Source organism: Liquorilactobacillus ghanensis DSM 18630 (genome assembly GCF_001435235.1).
Taxonomy (GTDB): Bacteria; Bacillota; Bacilli; order Lactobacillales; family Lactobacillaceae; genus Liquorilactobacillus; species Liquorilactobacillus ghanensis.
In genome coordinates this window covers 333,845-354,153 of record NZ_AZGB01000016.1, presented here as the reverse complement: position 1 = coordinate 354,153, position 20,309 = coordinate 333,845, and the positions used below count along the sequence as shown (strand labels likewise).

Sequence of the window (20,309 nt, the reverse complement as noted above, 5' to 3'; positions counted from 1 at the left end):
TAATTTTTCCTCCTTAATCAGCAACCGCACTCTGGTCTAACTTCTGTAATAACCCATACAGCGCACCATACAGGTTAGCACTATTTTCAAACTTAGCTCTTTTAATCTTTGGTCGAACCAAGGTTTGCTTAACTAATGGCAGTTCTAGTAACATTTTATCATACTCTTCGTTAATCGTTTTAACCAACAGCGGTTGACTGCTGATACCGCCACCAATAGCATAAGTAGTCAAATCAACCACACTTTGGACATTTAAGATTAGGTACGCGATCCGCTGGCAATATGCTCTGAAAATTTTCCAAGCTGCTGGATTTTGTCGGCTAAGTTGTTCAAAAACAGCCAAACCGTCTTTTTTATCGGCCAAATTTAATTCCGTAGCAATTTTTTCAATCATCTCAACGGCTGAACAGCTCATACCAACTAATTTATCGTTTCCAGTGAGTTGATAATTATTAATCATGAAACTCAACTCACCGGCTTGAAAATGGCTGCCGGGCAATAATTGATTATTAATAATAATTCCACCACCAACTCCGGTTCCAAGAATAATAGCTGCCGAATTAGGTTGATCCTGCAAGACGCCTAACCATAATTCCGCCAGTGCTCCGGCTTTACCATCATTTTCGACCCCGACTGGTAATTCACCAAAATCAGATTGAATCAATGTTTGGAAATTCATTTGGTCCAAAAAAGGTAATGAACCGCCATGATAAACAATTCCCTTTTGTGAATCAACCTTTCCGGGAACACTGATTGCCACACCTAAGATTTTCGACTGGTAAGCTGCTATGATTTCTTTAAACTCTTTAATAAAGGCATCTTTTTCGGTCGGTGTAGCTTTTTGTTGTTTAAAAAGCAGATTACCGGAATGATCAATTAATCCATATTTTAAATTAGTTCCACCAATATCAATACTCAAGTAATTACGCATAAAAATCTCTCCTCTTAAGCCAAAATACGAATATCAATTCAAATTTTTACTTTTTCAAATATTTTCTAAGCAGATAGGCTGGTGTGCAGCTCCATGCATGACAATAACTATTAATTGCCATGCTATTATATGGTGAAAATGCCGGTTTCTCAGGTTGAAATGCCTCCCAAAAAGTATCAGCACCATATTTGAGCATGCCACCCCAGTAGTCCTTAATTAAATCAAGTGCGGCCGCCGAATGCCGTGTTTCAAATAATGCAGCACATACGTGATGATACATATATGGTGTTGCAATTCCAGTGATCGGAAAAAGTTCTTTTAAAGCTGTTTCCATTAATGCATGATTTTCTGCTGGTGGTAAAACATGAGCTAATGCCATCCAAACTTGACTTGCTATATTAATTTCCTGTTTAGCTCCACTTACAAATAGTCCACGTTGTTGATTATACAATTTTTCAGTCGCAAAATTCACTAGTTTATCCAATGTTGCTTGATATTGGTCGGTCGCAATTTTCATTTCCTGAGCCAGTTCCAAAAATTGTTTTAATGCATAAATCGTTACCGCCTGAGCACAAGTCGCTTTATCAAATTCTTGTGACCAATCAATAAAGATCGGCCATTTTGGATCTAATTCAACTTGTCCTTGCTGATCTACTAACTGTAATGCTTGATCAAGCTGGCGTTGAGCAATTGGAAATAAATCCTGCAATACTTCCATATCATGATAGTGGGCAAAATAATCAGCTAAAGTTGAGATGAAAAACAAACTATAATCATATAAAAATGTATCATCTGGAATTGGTTCTTTTTGCGTAAAAATATTAGCAGAGATTCGCCCGTCTTCTGTCGTTAATCCGCCAAACAAATACAGACATCGTTTAACTAACTGCTGGTTGTCAAATGTCGCATAATTGGCTAAGGCCTGTAGCCTTAAATCGCCTAACCATAAACGGCGATCACGTTTAGGCCCATCTTCGAAAACTTCTTGCATGCAATCAAGCAAGGTCTTACAACTAACGCGATCAATTTGATCCAATAATGGATCACCGGAATCTAATTTTAAAGTTTGTTCCGAAGACACGGCACTTTCCGCTGTAAACAACGGCTCGCTGAATACTGCTTTCCATTTTGGAGAAGTATCCATTACTTCAAGCATAATATATCGACATGCATAACGGCGCGGTAATTTTAAAAGTGATGGCAACACATCTAAATGCAGATATTCTTCTGCCAACCACGAACTACTCAATTCGCCATGATACGGCTCATGGTTAGTTCCAATCTCAGCAGGTAATTCAGCAAAAACGACGTGTAACCATAGCGGTGCATCCATCGGTGAACCAACCGAGTTAATTTTTATTTGAAAATGACCAACTTGATGATCTCCAAGATCCAACACAACTCGCTCACCTTTACCAAATGATAATTGATTCAATTTAGTAATTGTCTGCGACTGTGAAACAGCACGATAACCGAATAATTCTTGTTGATCAGGAATTATTTTTACAATTCTTTGTGGAACAAGCTGTTTATATTGGAGTTGCGGTTTTGCCTGCTGTGCCTTTTTAAGCAATTTAGCGTCATGCTTGAATTTAACTGTTGTGTTCATCTGAAATTCCATAATTTACCGCCTAACCTTTCTCTAAGCTGCCGTCTTTTTGCTATTAGAATTAATTTTTATAATCACGATCAAAGAAACTACTGCTAACACCATCATTAAAAATCCTGCATGTAGGATAGCTGCTTTGCTTGAAACACCTAAAAATTTACCAGCATATGGTGATAAAAATGAACCTAAGTTAGAACCAACCAAAGCAATTGAGGTATAGAGGGGAGCTTTCTTAGGAGATGATGCTTCGCTAATTCGATTGAAAATATATGGAATGATCATTGCACTGACAATCCCCATCAAAATACATAAAGCGTAAACCATCCCAACACTATGAACAGTGCTGATAAGAGTCATGATAATCCCTGACAAAATCAATCCTGATGGCAATAAAAACTTGCGTAAAAACTTGTAGCAGTAGCCAAATAAGATTCCGCCGGCAACACTGGCAAAATTATAAATGCTCCAAGCGTTACTTGCTTGTGTAGCTGTACCAATTTTTTCTTCAACGAAAAATGTCGGAAGCTTAATCGCTAAAACCATGATAGCAATCAAAATCAAGAAAGTTAAAACTGCCAGTGTTGCAATCAATACTTTCGAATCCTTTTGAACACTCTCGCCTCGATCTTGAGCCTGCGCTAATTCTTTTTGCTGCTCGGCTTCCTGCCGTTCTACTGCACCGTTTTTCTCCGGATCGGGAACAAAAAAGATAAATAATAACAAAGTTGGCACAAACAGTAAATATACCCAATATGCAGCGTGCCAGCTAATATTAAGCAGTTGTCCTGCAAAGTAGGTCATTAATGAAGTTCCGACCCCTGCGATAGCTGAACGCCATCCCATTAATTTAGCCCTTTCGTCACCGGAGAAGAAAACCCCAATTAAACTAATTGCTAACGGGTTTGCTAAACCAATCCCAATACCTAAAACTGCACGCGATACCAAAATTACAGTAAAATTATTCGAAAAAGCTGGAATAACAGAACTAATAGTCGCGATTGCCAAGCCTAAAACTGCCGTTTGCTTCTGACCGATTTTTCGCACTACAAAGCCGCTGACAAGTACAAAAACGGTTACAAAAATTGAAACAACGGTTGTGATCAATTCAATATTAACCAATGATTCACTGGAGAAGGTTTTAGCCATCCCCGGGATCGTTCCTGTAATTACACTAGCTGCTTGTTCAACAATATTTAATGATAGCAAAGCAATAATAATTAATACATTTTTGAATGAATGATTAGAAGTTGTCATGATTTGTTCTCCTTTTGCTTTATTATGATTATCATCTACAATCCTATTCTACTTGATTAAAGCGCTTTTAATTGTATAATATTAACCAAATAGGTTCTATATTATCTAAAATGAAAGGGCTTCCTATAATGAATCAACTATTAGCTTTACTTAAAGAACTCCATCTAGCTTCTAATATATCGATTTTTGTTTATGATCATGAACAAAAATTAGTAAATCAATTCAAACAAACTGTCTCACCCAGTTTTCCTAACAGGTTTCTAAATAAAATCGATTTTTCTTTAACTACTGGTTCTGTAAAAATATTTAATACTAGTCGCAATGAATGCTTTAGCGTCATTTCTTTACCCGAAAATAACCGAAAAATACTAGTTCTTTGGTGTAATGTTCAAACCATTGCAGCTTTAGGCTATTTTCGTGACAGCTTTCCCAGCATTAGTTTGGAACGCTTAATTTCCTATACTAAGATTTTATATTTCAGTCTTTTTCAAAAGCTGCCAGTAATCGAGCAACCTAATTTTATTAGCGATTTTTCTTTTGTCGCTGAAGAAAAAGATGAACATTTAACTGAAACCGATGTTAATATCTACCACAACAGCTATTACAAGGAAAAATTAATGCTGCAAGCCTTGGAAAAGGGAATTTTAGTTGAATTTCGACCTCGTTTAGCTGACTTTATCAATAGTGGGACTTTTGGAAAAATGGCAGTTGGTAACGAACTAAGAAATAGCAAGAATTTGTTAATTGCCGCAACTACCCTTTTCACCCGTGCCGCCATTAAAGGCGGGATGCACCCTGAATCAGCTTATATGTTAAGTGACCGCTGCGTTCAGCGGATCGAACGCTTGAATCAAATTGATAGCATCGTTGATTTGATCCAAGAAATCGGTGAAATATTCGTGAAACGTGTCCGAGCAGCTCAAAGCTTCTCTAATTCAAGTTTAATTTTTTTGATTCAAGACTATGTTTTCAAGAATTTGGCCGAACCAATCAATTTAACACTCATGGCAAAACAACTAGGTTACTCTAAAAATTATCTTTGCCGTTCATTCAAACAAGCCACCAACCAAACGATCGTCGACTATGCTAATGAACAAAAAATTCGCGAAATTCAAAGTCAATTAATATTTTCGCATAAAACAGTTACCGAAATCGCAGCGATGTTGGGATTTTATGATCAAAGTTACTTGACTAAACTCTTTAAAAAATATTTGCATACCACTCCCACCCAGTTTCGAAAGAAGTATCATATCTAAAAAAACAATCGCCACAAAACGACGATTGATGTATCCAGACAATATTTTTTGAATTTAATTATCTTAAGTTATCAACGATGATGGTGTATTTTAAATTCTTTAATCCGTTTTTATTTGCTGACGATGAACTTTTAGATAGTGATATAAAGCAAAAACAAAAATCAGTAAAAATGCTACTGCGCTTAACATCATTATTGCTCGTGGAGAAGTATTATTAAATAAACCTGTAATCAAATTAATAACGGTTGGGGAAACAAAGCTGCCAATATTAACTAAAATCAATACTATGGTTGTTGACATATTAATTGAACCTTCTGGTGCTGCCCAATCTAACCAATTGTACATGTAAGGTACTCCAATGCCAAAACCAAAGCCCAAAACGACTACAGAAACAAATAGAAAAATAACATTATTAGCTAATGAAATCAGAATGAATCCCAGTGCAACCAAAGCAAAACCTAATGGGAAGACTTTATCATGCAACCGTTTAAAAAAGAATCCAAAGCTAGCTCCGATTGGAATTCCTACTAAAGTAGAGAAACCAGCGATTAGAGCAGCTGTACTAGTTGTTCCAATCCCTTCCGTAACAATAAGGCTTGGTAGAGCAAACGAAATCGGCATATAAAACATAAAGATCAACAGCATTAAAACTGCGATTAAAATAACTTTACTATTAATCTTTTGTTTGGGAACAGGTACTTTATTTGCTGATTGTCCAGCAACTACTGCATTCTGCTTTTTGTCTGCTAGTGGTACAAAAAGAGTGAACAAAATCAAAACTGGAATAACTAAAAAATAAATCGCAAAGGCTGCATGCCAACTGATTGTAACTAAATAGCTTAGCAAAAATGAACTTAAAGCCGCTCCGACACTTCCCATTACATTTTGATAACCGATCATTGAAGCAAGTTCTTGTTCATCACGCTTATAAAATTGCGGAATTAAACTAACAGCTAAAGAATTAAACAAACCAATACCCAATCCAATCAAAAAACGAGAAATTAAAATTGGCAGATAGGCTGTTGCATACATTGGAAAAGTTCCGGTTATTAATGTGATCAGCAATCCAATTAGAACGGTAGGTTTCTGGCCCAATTTTCTAACTAAAAAGGGACTAATCAAAAGGCCAATTACAATTCCAAAATTAGGCACAGTTGATAAGGTTTCTACTCCAGCCTGATCAACTCCGGGAAAAGCGTGATACATTAATGGCAAGGCTGATGAAATTTGTGGCGCCATCATCAAAAATAACGAAATCGACAATAATGAAACTTTAAAAATGAGTTTATCTTTTGTCTGTTTCATGTTTTTTCCCCCATAACTTTTAGGATTTCACAATGAATTGCTTGAAAAACTTAATCTCATCATCATTAGCTTGATCAGCAATATAATCTTTTTGATTAATTAAGAAAACATGTGGCCGTGGATGTTCTTTATCACCATATTCTTTAAAAACATGTTTAATTCCTTTTTCAGCAAGAAAACCTGCAAACTTAATTGAAGCATCCCGAATAAAATCTTCCGTTGCAGTTGAAATATAGGTTGGTAAATAATCCGCTGTAATATATTTTTCAGTATCCAGTAAATCACGTTTATTTTTTAAAACTTCATCAGTAAAATAGCCCTTTACCGCACCACCTATCATCCCGGGATCCAAGACAAAGACAGCCGCACTATTTAAAGCAATTGCCCTAAATTTAAGTTCAGGCAATTGATAACCGAATTTTGCGCGAAAAGTTGGATTCTTCAAAATAGCTGCATATTGTTCAGCCATTTGTCCACCAGCACTATCACCGACTAGAAAAACATTATTTGTATCCAAATTATATTCTTGAGCATGTTTTGCTACCCAATGAATGTAACAATTAACATCATCCAGTTCGGCCGGGAAAACAGCCTCTGGAGCCAAACGATAATTAGGATTTATAAAAGCAAATCCGCGCTTAGCTAAACCCAGTCCATAAAATTGATAAGTTTCTTTTGTTCCATAGCACCAACCACCACCATGGATATTAATGATCGTTGGAATTTTCCCAACTACATTTTTGGGCAAGTAAATATCTAGTGAATTCCACTTAGGATCTGGACCATAAACTATATTATCAATACGTTTTACTTCCGGGATTTCAAGCGGTAATCCAGCATCTCGTTGATCATCGCCTTTTTTCCACTCAGTTCGTATTTGTTCAATCGCTAATTCTATTTGCTTATCTACCATTTCAAGTTCCTCCTTTTGGTTACGCTTACATAATAAATAAAAAATGAATTGACTGATATACTTTTCAAAGCCAGTTCATTGCTAAATATTAACCTCTTTTACTTCGATAAATTTCAGAAGCTGTTTTCCCGTATACAGCCTGAAAAGCTTTATTCATCGCTCTAATGCTTGGAAATCCATTTTTAGCAGCAATTTCAGTTAAGTTATTTTTTTCTCCTAAAAGATCATAATATGCTTTTTGCGCACGTACATTGCTGATATAAGCACCGATTGTAAGATCCATGTGATTTTTAAAAAACTTAGCCAAGTATTCTTTAGATAAATTAACTTGCGCTGCAATTTCTGACAAACTGATTTTGTAACTATAATGATCATTAATGTATTTAGTGATTGCTTGAATTCTGACCACCTCAAACTCTTTAGTTCCATAAACAATATCATATTCAGTTTTAGGCTTGGTAAAATACTCTAGCAATAATTGCAAAGTCCTAGCAGTTAATGTTTCAAGTTTCAAATTGCTAAACTTAGTGCCATTTTTTAGGTTCTTATAAATTTTAAAAAGTGTTGTTTGTATTTCGGTATATATTTCTTTTTGAAGATTATCAAACCTTTCCGGTTGATTAACATCAATGATTTCATTTTCGATTTCTGGATATAAACGATTAACATAGTAATATGGATAGATAATTGAAATAGCTCGATCTCCCGTCTTTAGCACTGAACGAATACTGTGGATAACTTGTGAATTAACCACTAGTACCGTTCCTGCATAGGTCTGATAATGATGCTCGTTGATTACAAAATCATCAATTACGCCATTGATCGTAAATGAAAGCTCAATCCCCTGATGCCAATGAGGGGCGATATAGGTCAATCCCTTCTGCTCATGCAAATAGATCCAAGCCGATAATGGTTTGGTTGGCGTGACAATTTCGTGTAAATATTTGCTTTCTGCCACTTTGATCACCCATTTCCCAAATAATTGCTAAAATTAACAATTTTTCTTCATATTTTAGTTCATCAAACTGTTTATTACTAAAATAACGAATTTCTAGAAAAAAGGCTAATTATCCACAAATCTTATGCTCAGTTATTTAATAATTATTCCCATCTTTTTAACCCACATCAAACACATCAGCGCGATAAAAATTACTTAACATTAGCAGTAAGCTATTTGCATTTCATGAAAAAGTTTTACTCTCAATTTATAAATATGAACCACTATTAACAGCAAAGCTGCTTAAAATAAAAAAATTGGCATTGATATAATTTATCAATACCAACATTATAGAATCAAAAAACAGCTTCAAAAGATTAGCTCTCTTAAAGCTGCTGTTAATTTAATAAGAATTCTCAATTATTCTGGTTGATAGGCTTCATCAATTATCAAAACTGGTTTAATTGTCTTACCAGTAACTGAATCATTATTTGCTTGGTTAATATCAGCAAACTTATAGAATTTCTCAGTTTTGTCAAAATCAAACATCCCTAATTTGTAAAATTCAATTAACCGTGGCACATCTACCTGCGGAATTGAATCGCCCATATTAACACCGACAACTTTACGATCAGAAGTACACAAATCATTCCAAGAACTCATGGTAATGTTTTGCGCTGTTACTGCAATCAAAGCGGCTGTTCCTCCTTGAGCTAAAGCGTTAATTGCCTGCAACATTACCGGCTCGATTCCAGTAGTATCAACGGTAAAGTCAACTCCGTAACCATTAGTCAATTTCTGAATAGCAGCTACCGGATCTTCTTCTTTACTATTAATTGTTTGTGTTGCTCCCAGCTGCTTAGCCAAGGCTAACCTTTCTGGAACCACATCAACTGCGATCACTTTAGTACAACCAGAAATTTTACCAGCCATCATTGCTGCCAAACCAACTGCACCGGTACCAAAGACGGCAATCGTTTGACCAGGCTTCGGCTGTAAAGTATTAAATACGGTACCACTACCAGTTACATAACCGCAACCCAAAGGCCCTAACTTACGTAAATCTAATTTTTTATCCACTTTAACTGCATTACGTTGATTTACAACTGTGTGAGTTGTAAATGATGATTGATTGAACATATCACTAATATGTTCGCCATTTTCAGTAAAATGATCGGTTCCATTAGCCCGAACGCCACTTAAATTATATTTAGCATAACTGCGGCATTGGGTTGGAATTCCCTTCAAGCAGTTATCACAAGTTCCATCTGAATAAAATGATAGGACTACATGATCACCAACCGTGAAGTTTTTAACTTGTGGTCCAACTTTTTCCACAATGCCTGAGCCTTCATGTCCTAAAATTACTGGATAGCCTAAGGAAGCATCCCCCTTGCGAATAGCCTCATCTGAATGACAAATTCCGCTAGCTACCATCTTAATCTGCAAATCAGTCGGTCCCATCTCAGCCAATTCAATGTCGTTTTTAATAACAAATGGAGCTCCCACTTTTTCAACAACTGCTGCACTGATTTTCATAATACATTCCTCCTGAATTTGTGAACTATTTAACTAACCATCCTTATTATCTTCATTTAGGTAACCGTTTTCAATATCATATGCACATAATAAAAGTATCAATTTCACAGATTGAAAGTTCCAATACAATTAGAAATTGCAATAACTGTTTATTTGTTTTAGTTAGCTTGAAAATTCAATTTGTCACAATAAAAATAAAAAAGGAATACTTATTATTCACTGCATAAACTTACAGCAAAAATTCTGTTCATAATCAGAGCTTGATCCACTTATGGCTGACCGCAATGGCGACTGCTTGTGCTCGATTCCCAGCTCCTAATTTTTGATAGATTTCTGTTAAATGATATTTAATTGTTCGCTCACTAAAAGACAACTGCTGACCAATTTCTTTAACATGATATCCCTGAGCAATCAAGGCCAGAATCTGTGTTTCTTGTGCTGTTAATGGTGATTGCTTCCTGACAGTTAGTTTTTTGACTTCAGTACCGATTACTGAACTCTGCGGATTATCAATTAAGAACTTGGCTGTTTGCAAAATTTCAGTTACCGGAGCTGTTTTCAATACAATTCCATCCAGTCCGTTTTGCAGCATGTTTTCAAAGATTGCCGGATCTTCCACCGTCGTTAATAACATTTTACGAAAATTAAAATTTAATTGATTCAATTTATACAAAAACTGTTCCCCATCCATCAATGGCATACTGTAATCAAAAATTATTAAATCCAACTGTCCGGCGATTGCTGGGATTTTCTTTAACGCTGTCGGTCCATCACCTGCCGTAGCAACGATTTTTAGTTCCGGCATTGATTTGGCAATATTAACAATTCCTTCAACAATCAGCGGATGATCATCAACAAACATCAAGTGATAACTACTCACTGACAACCACCTCCTTTGGCAATTCAACAACTACTCGCGTACCTTCTCCGAGTGAACTTTTTATTAGCAATTTACCTCCCATGTCTCTAACCGTGTTTTTGATACCTGCCAATCCAAAATGCCCTTGGGAATTTAATGATGTTGCTTTCATACCATTTCCAAAATCGGAAACAATTAAACGATATTTTGTGTCATTGCATTTAGTTAAAATTACGACCTCTTGACTATCAGCGTGCCGAACAACATTATTTAATGTTTCTGTCAGTATTTTGGTCAGCTCTAAGGCTGCTTTTAAGCGCAAACTTTGCTGACTGGAAGAATAAATTATATCCAAATGATATTTTTGCTTAAAACTGGTAATTATCGGATTAAAAACCTGCTGTTCGCGACGATGATGCTGCTGTTCTGTCATTTTCAAACGTTGAATTTCCAATCGCAGATTTTGTTGAGCCTGATCAGCAAATTTTTTCACTTTCTGTATTTGTTGACTAGTTTCTTTGGTTGCTGGCAGAACCAAATGATGTTCAATTCCTTCTAATTGGACACTAATAGCAATTAAGTCTTGCGTTACCGTATCATGTAAACTTTGGGCAAATTTTGTTCGTTCCCAGGCAACTACCATTTTTTCCAAACCATGATATGCCTGATCCATTTGCTCATTTAACAAACGATTTTTTTCGCGTTCTAATACTAAACGATTAATTAGCGTTGCATAATAAATCAAAATGCCGGTAAATAAAAAAATTCCATCAAAACTAATGAACGTGTTGATCAAATGGTAGAGTTTAAATAAGAATAAAAAGGTAAAACTTATCAAAGCCACTACTATTACTGTCACTCCCCAACGATTTGTTGGAAAATAAAAATAACACTCCGCCAAAATCAAAGGCAAAAAACCGATCATTAAAATAATCGCTGCTTTTTGATATGTTTCACAAATTAAAAAATAGAAGATACTAATTGCTAATAAGTAAACATAATTAGTCTTTTTAGCTCTCACCCGATAAAAATACACAATATTGGCAATTAAAGCTTGCAGACAGGCAAATAAGCCAAAAAATTGGAATCGATTACCATACAAAATGATATGCAAATAAAATGTTGTAAAAAACAAAAGTACTAACCAAATAAATAATGGAAATGATATTTTCTTAGTAATTTGTAGCATCAGTCAAAATCTCCTTAAAAAAAGAACTATGTCAAAAATAACATAGTTCTTCGAGTAATGCTTATTCGATATTTAAATTTGGTAAAATCTTATCTAGCCACTTTGGGAAATACCAATTTGCTTTGCCGAAGATTCTGATAGCGGCGGGAACCAACATTAGCCGGACAATTATCGCATCAAAGAATACCCCAAAAGCTAAGGAAAGTCCCATCATTTGAATAATAATTTCGTCGGTAAATGAAAAACTGGCAAAAACCGAAATCATAATCAAAGCAGCTGCCAAAACTGATCCGCCACTGGCGGAAACACCGGCCGCCACTGCCGCTTGGTTATCATGTGATTTTAAATATTCCTCATGAATCCGGCTGACTAAGAATACCTCATAATCCATCGCCAAGCCGAATAAAATGCCAATGTCCAATACCGGAAGAAAATTCAAAATCGCGGTTTTGCCTGGCAGATGTAAAATACCAGCAAAATTACCTAATTGAACAGTATAGACAATTGAACCCATAGTCGCTGCCAACGACAAAATAAATCCGACTACCGCAACTAATGGTATCAAAAATGATCTGAAAGCCAGCATCAACAAGATAAATGAAAATGCTACGATGATTAACAAGAACTTCGGCAAAGCCGACATGAGTCTCGCTGAAATATCAATATTCATTGCCGTCGATCCGGTAACCATTACCGGTCCTGCTTCTTTAAGCTTTATTTTGCGCAATTGATGAACTAATTTTTGCGTTTTTTTAGCGTTAGCTTCTGTTTTAGGAACAACACTGAGCATAACATATTTTTGATCAGAAGAAATTGTTGGTTGACCTATTTGATGTACTCCAGCTAATTTTTTTACCTGCTGAACTAGATTAGGAACAGTTTGTGCATTCTTGTTCTTAACTACAGCTACTAAAGTTGCATCGCTACCAGCTCCGTATGCTTTTTGTTTAATGTCAAAAGCTTTTCTTTCTGTTGTATTCAGTTGTTTAGAACCATCATTAGGCAAGCCCAAATTTAATTGTTTAACTGGCAAAGCAGCTAAACAAAGAATTGCAATCGTTATAATAGCCACTAAAAAAGGAGTTTTATTAACGATTCCAGCAAAAATTTTAGCGGGTTTAACGTGTAAATGTTTGGTTGGCTGCTTAGCCTTCAAAGGAAGCAAATATAAAACGCTGGGAACGATCAATAACGTTAAAATCACTACCAAGATGACACTGAGTGCTGATACACCTCCCATAATACCCAGGAATTTAATTCCTAAAGCCGACATGCTCAACAGAGCAACTACAATTGTCGAGCCGGCAAACAAGACTGATGGAGCGGTACTGGAAATAGTATTTCGAAGAGCTTGATTTTTATCTTTTGTCTGAAACTCTTCACGAAAACGAGCTACCAAAAATAAAGCATAATCAATCCCGACCGCTAAAGAAACCATCGCTGCCAAAGCTAGATCATAACTTTCAACCGTCCAAGTTTTTGCTGTAAATAAAATAGCCGCCAAACCAGTTACTAATCCTATAATAGCTGAAATAATCGGCACCCCAGCTAGAGTAAAGGAAGCAAAAGCGATTGTTAAGATAACAAAAGCGATCGCCAAACCTACTATTTCCGGAACTTCACTAACAACAACTTTACTTGTTATGCCAGAAAGTTCGACCTTTAATTGACTTGAACGATGATCAGCTGCTATTTTTCTTATTTGTTTTGTTTGCTTATTCGTTAAATTCTTATTTTTATAAACTAATGTTAAATAGCCAACGTGATCATTCTCAGCATAATTTTGTTGCATTGCTGGAGTTAAAACTGAAGTTATCTTCGACGTTTTAGCAGCTGCTTGTTGTAATTTAGCAATCTTCTGCTGATTTGTCGGACTGGTTAGTTTAGTTCGCGATTTTAAAACGATTTGAATCTGTGCACCGGCGGCAGCTTGACCAAAATGTTTTTTTACAACGTTAGTCGCCTGATCAGCTGGTGTTTTACCAACTGTTAACTGCTGATTAGACAAGTGACCACCAAACACAAAACCTATTATCATTACCAAAGCCGCTAACAAAACTCCTGTAAGCAAGAATTTCTTAGGCTTGGCAATTAATTTTTTCCCATACCAATTAAAAAACTTCTTCATTATTAACTTAACGCTCCTTGTATTTAGACATACAAGGAGTTTACCAATTAATTGTCACCATATTCTGCCTTTTCCGTCAAATGTCTTTGCCCAATAGTGCAAAAAATATTAAGTTAATAGGTTCAACAAGATAGTTAACGTTAAAATACTAAATAATGTGCTAATCAAAGTTATCGTGGACACATATTCCGGTTCTGTCTTAAATTGGATAGCATACAAAGTAGTATTCGCTGCACTGGGCATAGCTGCCATTATAACTATTACTGCCCGCATAACTTGATCAATCGGCAACAATAAACATAAAAAATATGCTATCAACGGAGAAATCACTAATCTTAAAAAGCAAGCTAGATTTACTCCGCCCCAATTGATTCTTCTCAGTGGCACTTCAGCTAATTGCATTCCCAGAATTAACATAATAATTGGAATTGTAGTATTAGCAATCAAGTTAATGCTTTTCATAAAATTACCAGGAATCACAATATGGTACTGATTCAATAAAATAGCTGGAATGATAACATAGTTCATTGGCTGTTTAAGAATCATTTTCAGCGCCGTTTTCATTCCGCCTTGATTGTCTGTCGCTACATAGACGCCAACTGTACCCATCAAAATATTATGAAAAATCATGATTGGCATCCCATACAGAATTCCTTTATTACCAAAAGCAAACATTACGATCGGTACTCCGTAATTCCCACTATTGGGGAACCCGATTGATAATAGTAGTGCATCTAAATGACTGCGCTTGTAATGAAAAACATGTCCGATAATCACTCCCAGTAAGATCAGTGCCAGCAAGATCAAACTTGATGTCAATATTACATAAAAGAAATTACTGTTAAGCGGTTCTTTATAAAACGTCTGAAATACTAAAAAGGGTAACAATAAATAAATAGCTACCGTTGACAACGACTTTATATTCAAATTAAAAATCTTTTGAAAAATAAACCCACTTAAGAAAATCAATAATACCGGCAGCATAACATTTTCAAAAATACTCATCCGATCATTTCACCACCATATAAAAAAATAAAGCCAATAGTAATAAATACTTAAATTGGCTTTATTTTAATCAATTATTCTGCTGTTTTTAAAGGAATTTCGGATTAGCTGTTACATTAAACGCCGTAGCTAATTCCCGTAGTTGATCGTCAGTAATCGACTGCTTGATTTTACCTCCCTGAGCGCCAATTTGAGAATAGATCAAAGCTGCTTTTTCAACTGTTTCAATTAAACCAAAAGTTTCATCCAAACTTGCACCTACTCCAAAAATTCCATGATGCGGCCACATAACTACCCGAAAGTTCTTCATTTTGGCAGCTGTAGCACGACCGATCTCATTAGTTCCTGGTGTCATATATGGAATAACGCCCAGTCCTTCTGGGAAGACAACCAATGATTCTGCCTGCATCTTCCAAAGTAACCGTGAAATATGTCCTTCATCCAAATCCTGTGTAAAGGACAAGGCGATTAAATTGGTTGGATGACAGTGCATTACTACCCGGTGTGTTGGATCAAATTTCAATCGTTCAATATGGGTCATCAAATGACTTGGAAATTCAGAAGTTGGTTTGCCACCGTCTTCAAATCCCCATAATAAGTCAGCTTTTTGACCATCTTCAGTAATCTGGAGCAAACCTAAATCTAATTTAGGCTGATTGATAACATTCCGGAAATAGCGGCCAGTACCAGTTACCAAAAAGTATTGTCCAGCTAGTGGTTTAGCATCAAAGCCAAGTTCCAAAGTCTTCTTTACTGTTTTAATATCTTCATATTCAGTTAAGTCAGCAGCATCAATCCGTAACGAAACATTGCCGCCGTTACGTTCATCCCAACCATGATCATATGATGCATAGGTAATTTCGCTAATCTTTTTTACAAATTTTGAATCGACAAATTTTGTCATTTAAAATTCCTCCATCTCTTCCGATACCACTTCTACTAATACTTTAATTACGTTTAAACAAAACATCTTTTTCATACTGATGAATTTCATCTAACCAATCAGTTCCAACCGGTGTATTATTCTTTAAGCAGAATTCATCCCAAACAGCACCAAATGGATAAGATTTTAATTCTTCAGTTACAGCCAAACGAGTTGTAAAGTCATAATTTAATTCTGCCTTCTTCAATTGATCAATTGGTGCTAACATTGCTTGCAACAATGCTTTCTGTGTTGAACGAGCACCAACTACCCAAGCAGCTACACGGTTAATAGTTGCATCGAAGAAGTCTAACCCAATATTTGTCCGATCTAGTTCATTATCACGTACAAGTGAACGGGTAATCCTCATTAAAGCATCATCCATAATTACAACATGATCACTATCCCAACGAACTGGACGTGAAACATGCAGCATCAAACCTTTGCCAAATGGCATAAAGGCTGAGAATTTGTCAGAAACATCTTCAGTTGGATGCCAATGACCAGCATCAATTGTCCATAATTTACCGCGGCTGATCGCATAGTTATTATAGAAAAGATGTGAACCTACTGTGTATGATTCAATTCCAGTTCCAAACAGCTTTCCTTCAACCGCTTCAATGGTATTATTTTCATCATACTTCTTAGCAAAGATTTCATCTAAAGACTTAATCAAGCGTTCGCGTGGACTCTGTTTATCAATCGGATTATCTTTAAAGCCATCAGGAATCCAGAAATTATTAACTGAAAGCTGGCCTAATTCTTTGCCAAAGTAGTTGGAAATTTCACGTGATTTCTTCCCTACTTCAATCCAATAATCACGTGTTGCCTTTTCAGGACTTGCTAACGTAAAGTTGTATTTTACTTTTGGATGTGAGAAGAAAGTTGGATTCATATCCAAACCAACGCCTTCTTTTTTCGCCCAATCAACCCAATATTTAAAATCTTCTGGTCCAACTTCATCGAAGTCTTTTTTACGATCAGGAACTGCATAGATAGTATGCAACTGTAATTTATGCTTTCCTGGAATCAAAGTGAGTGCCTCATGCAAATCTGAAGCCAATTCATCAGGTGTTCGTGCAACTCCAGGATAGTCACCACTAACTCCAATTCCACCGGTTAGTTCTTGATCTGGGTTCAAAAAGCCATGAAGATCATCGCCTTGCCAGCAATTCATTGAAATTTTAACTTTTTTCAATTGTTCCATAGCAGCATCTGTATCTACCCCTAATTCTGCGTAACGTTCTTTTGCTACTGCATATGCTTTTTCGACATTTTCTGCTTTAACCATTTATAATTCCTCCTTTAATCTAAGTGAAATACTTCATGCAAATCCAAAGTTACTGGGCTTTTATCTGGATTAGTATCCATCAGCGGCTCCATATAAGCCCACCACTTTTTACATGCTTCCGACCCGGCAATCGCATTGTATTTTTCTACATTATCAACTTCCAAATAAGCAAATAAGTTGCCGGTTTTTTTATCAAGAAAAATCGAATAATTATGAGCTCCAGCTTCTTTCAAAGCTTTTCTCATTTCTGGGAAAAGATTGTTATGCCGTTTTTCATATTCATCATATTGATCCGGATAAACGTGCATCAATTGTCCCATTCTAACTGTCATCTTCATTTTCTCCTTTCTATTTCTTGTTTTTTTCAAAAAAACTTTGATACCGTTGTAAAATTTGCGGATATTTATTTGGTTCTGGACGAAATTCTTTGATTGCAAATGATTTCGCGATAATCCGGCGGGCTAGGTAAACATTCAAAATATCGCCTTTGGTTATCATTTGAACCATAATATTACCAATTGCAGTAGCTTCACTTGGTCCAGCATAAACATTGACATTGCCGATCGTTGCCGTTAATTGATTCATCAAACCAACATTTGATCCGCCACCGACAATATTCAAACTATCGATTCGGTAGCCTAAAATATGATCCAAGATCGCCAATTCATTTGCATAATAAAGTGACAAATTAGAATAAACTGCCATTGCTAACTCACCTGGAGTTTGTGGTACCTTTTGCTGCGTTTCTTGACAGTAATCCTGAATTTCTTTGATCATGTTGCTTGGGTTTTGGAACCGTTCATCATTGACATCGATCAATTGTTGGAACGGAGCCTCTTTTTCTGCTAAAGCAGCTAATTCAGCAAAACTATATTGATCCTTTAACTCATGTTTAATATTCTGAATAATCCAGAGTCCCATGATGTTTTTCAGGAAACGATAGGTCCCATATGCTCCCCATTCGTTGGTATAATTTTGTTTAAAAGCTTCTTGACCATTTTCCGGAGTATTTAATTCCGTTCCAATCAATGACCAAGTTCCAGAGCTCAAATATGCCCACCGTTGACCAATTCCTGGAGCTCCGATTACAGCCGAAGCAGTATCGTGAGTTGCTACTGTGATAACTTCAGTTTTAGGAAGATCATATTTTTCAGCTAACTCTGGGCGGATTTCACCTAAAACAGTTCCAGCTTCAACCAGCTTCGGAAATTGTTCTTGCTTAACATTGACTTTTTCCAATAAATGATCATCAAACAATCCTTCACGTAAACTCAGCATTTGTGTAGTTGAAGCATTGGTTACTTCTGTGACAGCTTTGCCAGTCAAAGCGTAGCCAATATAATCAGGAATCATCATTATCTTAGCTGTCTTAGCCAAGAGTTCCTTATCTTCTTCAAACAGCTGATATAACGTATTAAAATCTAAAAATTGAATACCTGTTTTTTGATAAATATATTCTTTAGAAAGATCAGTTGTTAAACGTTCGATGCTGCCTTGTGTCCGTGTATCGCGATAAGAAATGGGGTCTTGTAATTTATTGCCCTGTTTGTCAACTAAAACATAATCGACCGCCCAAGTATCAATTCCCAGAACTACTTCTTGATAACCAGCTTTTTTTATTTTAACTAAACCAATCAAGATCTCTTCGATCAGTTTATCAATGTTCCAACGATCATGTCCTTTTGCATGAACAAAACCATTCTTAAACCGATGAACCTCTTTCATCACTAGTTTGTTGTCGGCCAATTTAGCCAACATTAGCCGACCACTTGAAGCTCCAATATCAACCGCAACATATGTCTTAGCCATAAATTACTCAAATCCCTTCATTTCAATCTTGATCTTTGCCATAACGTTCTTTCGTAATTTGTGATAAGGTCTTACCACGAGTTTTTGGTGTCCAGATCGTCCCAACCAGTAATGATACAATTAACAGAACAATCATTGCTGTTCCAGCAATCTTAAAGCCTAACCCGGATAAAATCATTGGAAAGACAATTGACCAGATTCCAGCAGTTCCACGAACGATAAAGAACATAAATCCTTGTGAACCGGCACGATACTTAGTAGGAAACAGTTCAACTGCCCATAAAGCATACCAAGCTTGAGCACCAATCCCTGCTGAAATTCCCCAAATAATTACGAATGCCAGTAATGCGGCCCAGCCAAATCCGATATAAGTTAAAATTACCCAAGAAATGACTGCCATTGCTGCACCAACGAAGAAAAATGTCCGGTGATTTACTTTATCTCCCAACAAAGCGAAACCAAAGTAACCAGCTAAAGCAGTACATATCCACAAAACTGCCTGCAGCATATTAGCTTGGGTATTGTTAAGACCACCAACAGTTTCATAAACAAATGGCATGAAGAAGCCCATCGCTCCAGCAACTAAATTCCAAAATACGTAAACTCCGCAAAGAAATAAGATACTTTTAACTGAAACTGAATTCGAAAACAAATCACGGTATGGATGCGCTTCAACTGGAGATGCTTGTTCTTTCTTCTTTTGATCAAGCCAATCTTGTGATTCTGGCAATTTCTTTTGCAAATTCCAAGCAATAAAAGCAACTACTGTCAAAAATGCAAACAAAATTCGACTTCCCGTTAACTCGATTGGTGCTAGTAGTGTTCCAGCAACAAAGATAATAACCGGTCCCATCGACCAAGCAAACTGTGAAATACCAATATTATGTGCTCGATTAGTATCACCTGAAGTTTCACCAATATAAGTCCATGATGCCGGGACCCCAGCACCAACTGCAATTCCGGTTATTAAGAAACCTAATAACAACATTGCAAAATTGACTGAAAAAACAACAATTAACGTTCCAACCATGTAAACCAGCATATCGTACGTATAAATCATCTTTCGACCAAACTTATCGGAAAGGCGGCCTCCAATAATTGCTCCTAACGCGGACCCGAATGCATTTGCACTCAAAGCCCCTAATAATCCGACCTCGAAATTAGACAATCCAAATGCTTTTTGCCAAAGAGTCAGTCCTGATGCACCTGCAACAATGGAACCAGAATCCAAAAAGTTTGTTAATGATACTGCCCATGTTGATCCATTCGAACTTTTACTTGCCATCTCGCCACCCCTTCACATTTTTTCGGATATCCTTTTCGTATACAATTAGATTACACCATTTGATGTATCCGCTTTCA

General features: G+C 36.3%; 17 protein-coding genes. 1 reads left to right on the top strand and 16 read right to left on the bottom strand.

Annotation, left to right across the window (positions count from 1 at the left end; all coding sequences use genetic code 11):
* Window positions 1-13: 13 nt before the first annotated feature.
* Genes FC89_RS07110 through FC89_RS07100 form a run of 3 tightly spaced genes read right to left on the bottom strand, consistent with a single transcriptional unit; the run spans window position 14 to window position 3,794 of the window.
* The gene (locus FC89_RS07110; RefSeq protein WP_057871852.1) at window positions 14-931 is read right to left on the bottom strand and encodes an ROK family protein; all 918 of its coding nucleotides are present in this window, start codon (window positions 929-931) and stop codon (window positions 14-16) included.
* A gap of 46 nt (window positions 932-977) precedes the next feature.
* Window positions 978-2,552 (bottom strand): alpha-L-rhamnosidase-related protein, encoded by a 1,575-nt coding sequence (locus tag FC89_RS07105; RefSeq protein ID WP_057871851.1) that lies wholly within the window; start codon window positions 2,550-2,552, stop codon window positions 978-980.
* A 21-nt stretch (window positions 2,553-2,573) separates the two neighbouring features.
* On the bottom strand, window positions 2,574-3,794 hold the full coding sequence (locus FC89_RS07100; RefSeq protein WP_083485437.1) for an MFS transporter: 1,221 nt from the start codon (window positions 3,792-3,794) through the stop codon (window positions 2,574-2,576).
* A 128-nt stretch (window positions 3,795-3,922) separates the two neighbouring features.
* On the opposite strand from FC89_RS07100, the gene FC89_RS12855 reads away from it, so the two are divergent.
* Window positions 3,923-5,050, top strand: a complete 1,128-nt coding sequence (locus FC89_RS12855) for a helix-turn-helix domain-containing protein (RefSeq protein WP_235804395.1) — start codon at window positions 3,923-3,925, stop codon at window positions 5,048-5,050.
* Window positions 5,051-5,149: 99 nt separating this feature from the next.
* Here the strand turns inward: FC89_RS12855 and FC89_RS07090 are convergent, their stop codons facing one another.
* From FC89_RS07090 to FC89_RS07030, 13 genes are all read right to left on the bottom strand, one after another.
* Window positions 5,150-6,355, bottom strand: coding sequence for an MFS transporter (locus FC89_RS07090; protein WP_057871850.1), 1,206 nt, complete (start codon window positions 6,353-6,355; stop codon window positions 5,150-5,152).
* A gap of 19 nt (window positions 6,356-6,374) precedes the next feature.
* Window positions 6,375-7,268, bottom strand: a complete 894-nt coding sequence (locus FC89_RS07085) for an alpha/beta hydrolase (protein WP_057871849.1) — start codon at window positions 7,266-7,268, stop codon at window positions 6,375-6,377.
* Window positions 7,269-7,356: 88 nt separating this feature from the next.
* Window positions 7,357-8,226 carry an AraC family transcriptional regulator gene (locus FC89_RS07080; RefSeq protein ID WP_057871848.1) on the bottom strand — a complete coding sequence of 290 codons (870 nt, stop codon included), beginning with the start codon at window positions 8,224-8,226 and terminating at the stop codon, window positions 7,357-7,359.
* Window positions 8,227-8,625: 399 nt separating this feature from the next.
* On the bottom strand, window positions 8,626-9,744 hold the full coding sequence (locus FC89_RS07075) for an NAD(P)-dependent alcohol dehydrogenase (protein WP_057871847.1): 1,119 nt from the start codon (window positions 9,742-9,744) through the stop codon (window positions 8,626-8,628).
* Between the two features lie 253 nt (window positions 9,745-9,997).
* A complete protein-coding gene (locus tag FC89_RS07070; protein ID WP_057871846.1) occupies window positions 9,998-10,624 on the bottom strand; it encodes a response regulator transcription factor in 627 nt (208 codons plus the stop codon).
* The gene (locus FC89_RS07065; protein WP_057871845.1) at window positions 10,617-11,792 is read right to left on the bottom strand and encodes a sensor histidine kinase; all 1,176 of its coding nucleotides are present in this window, start codon (window positions 11,790-11,792) and stop codon (window positions 10,617-10,619) included. Before FC89_RS07065 ends, FC89_RS07070 begins: the two co-directional genes overlap by 8 nt.
* Before the next feature lie 61 nt (window positions 11,793-11,853).
* Entirely contained in the window at window positions 11,854-13,920 is a 2,067-nt protein-coding gene (locus tag FC89_RS07060) for an MMPL family transporter (protein ID WP_057871844.1), read from the bottom strand.
* 108 nt (window positions 13,921-14,028) lie between these two features.
* Window positions 14,029-14,925: an AEC family transporter gene (locus tag FC89_RS07055; protein WP_057871843.1), complete on the bottom strand. Its 897-nt coding sequence runs from the start codon at window positions 14,923-14,925 to the stop codon at window positions 14,029-14,031.
* 88 nt (window positions 14,926-15,013) lie between these two features.
* Window positions 15,014-15,829, bottom strand: a complete 816-nt coding sequence (gene rhaD, locus FC89_RS07050; protein WP_057871842.1) for a rhamnulose-1-phosphate aldolase — start codon at window positions 15,827-15,829, stop codon at window positions 15,014-15,016.
* A gap of 43 nt (window positions 15,830-15,872) precedes the next feature.
* Window positions 15,873-17,138: an L-rhamnose isomerase gene (locus FC89_RS07045; RefSeq protein ID WP_057871841.1), complete on the bottom strand. Its 1,266-nt coding sequence runs from the start codon at window positions 17,136-17,138 to the stop codon at window positions 15,873-15,875.
* 14 nt (window positions 17,139-17,152) lie between these two features.
* Window positions 17,153-17,470, bottom strand: a complete 318-nt coding sequence (rhaM, locus tag FC89_RS07040; protein ID WP_057871840.1) for an L-rhamnose mutarotase — start codon at window positions 17,468-17,470, stop codon at window positions 17,153-17,155.
* A gap of 16 nt (window positions 17,471-17,486) precedes the next feature.
* A complete protein-coding gene (gene rhaB / locus FC89_RS07035; protein WP_057871839.1) occupies window positions 17,487-18,947 on the bottom strand; it encodes a rhamnulokinase in 1,461 nt (486 codons plus the stop codon).
* A gap of 22 nt (window positions 18,948-18,969) precedes the next feature.
* Window positions 18,970-20,232: an MFS transporter gene (locus FC89_RS07030; RefSeq protein WP_057871838.1), complete on the bottom strand. Its 1,263-nt coding sequence runs from the start codon at window positions 20,230-20,232 to the stop codon at window positions 18,970-18,972.
* Between the last annotated feature and the right edge of the window lie 77 nt (window positions 20,233-20,309).

Coding starts and splice junctions, on each gene's coding strand:
- FC89_RS07055 (WP_057871843.1), bottom strand. CDS start 14,925: ATGAGTATTTTTGAAAATGTTATGCTGCCGGTATTATTGATTTTCTTA.
- FC89_RS07030 (WP_057871838.1), bottom strand. CDS start 20,232: ATGGCAAGTAAAAGTTCGAATGGATCAACATGGGCAGTATCATTAACA.
- FC89_RS07085 (WP_057871849.1), bottom strand. CDS start 7,268: ATGGTAGATAAGCAAATAGAATTAGCGATTGAACAAATACGAACTGAG.
- FC89_RS07105 (WP_057871851.1), bottom strand. CDS start 2,552: ATGGAATTTCAGATGAACACAACAGTTAAATTCAAGCATGACGCTAAA.
- rhaD (WP_057871842.1), bottom strand. CDS start 15,829: ATGACAAAATTTGTCGATTCAAAATTTGTAAAAAAGATTAGCGAAATT.
- rhaB (WP_057871839.1), bottom strand. CDS start 18,947: ATGGCTAAGACATATGTTGCGGTTGATATTGGAGCTTCAAGTGGTCGG.
- FC89_RS07060 (WP_057871844.1), bottom strand. CDS start 13,920: ATGAAGAAGTTTTTTAATTGGTATGGGAAAAAATTAATTGCCAAGCCT.
- FC89_RS07045 (WP_057871841.1), bottom strand. CDS start 17,138: ATGGTTAAAGCAGAAAATGTCGAAAAAGCATATGCAGTAGCAAAAGAA.
- FC89_RS07090 (WP_057871850.1), bottom strand. CDS start 6,355: ATGAAACAGACAAAAGATAAACTCATTTTTAAAGTTTCATTATTGTCG.
- FC89_RS07110 (WP_057871852.1), bottom strand. CDS start 931: ATGCGTAATTACTTGAGTATTGATATTGGTGGAACTAATTTAAAATAT.
- rhaM (WP_057871840.1), bottom strand. CDS start 17,470: ATGACAGTTAGAATGGGACAATTGATGCACGTTTATCCGGATCAATAT.
- FC89_RS07075 (WP_057871847.1), bottom strand. CDS start 9,744: ATGAAAATCAGTGCAGCAGTTGTTGAAAAAGTGGGAGCTCCATTTGTT.
- FC89_RS07065 (WP_057871845.1), bottom strand. CDS start 11,792: ATGCTACAAATTACTAAGAAAATATCATTTCCATTATTTATTTGGTTA.
- FC89_RS12855 (WP_235804395.1), top strand. CDS start 3,923: ATGAATCAACTATTAGCTTTACTTAAAGAACTCCATCTAGCTTCTAAT.
- FC89_RS07100 (WP_083485437.1), bottom strand. CDS start 3,794: ATGACAACTTCTAATCATTCATTCAAAAATGTATTAATTATTATTGCT.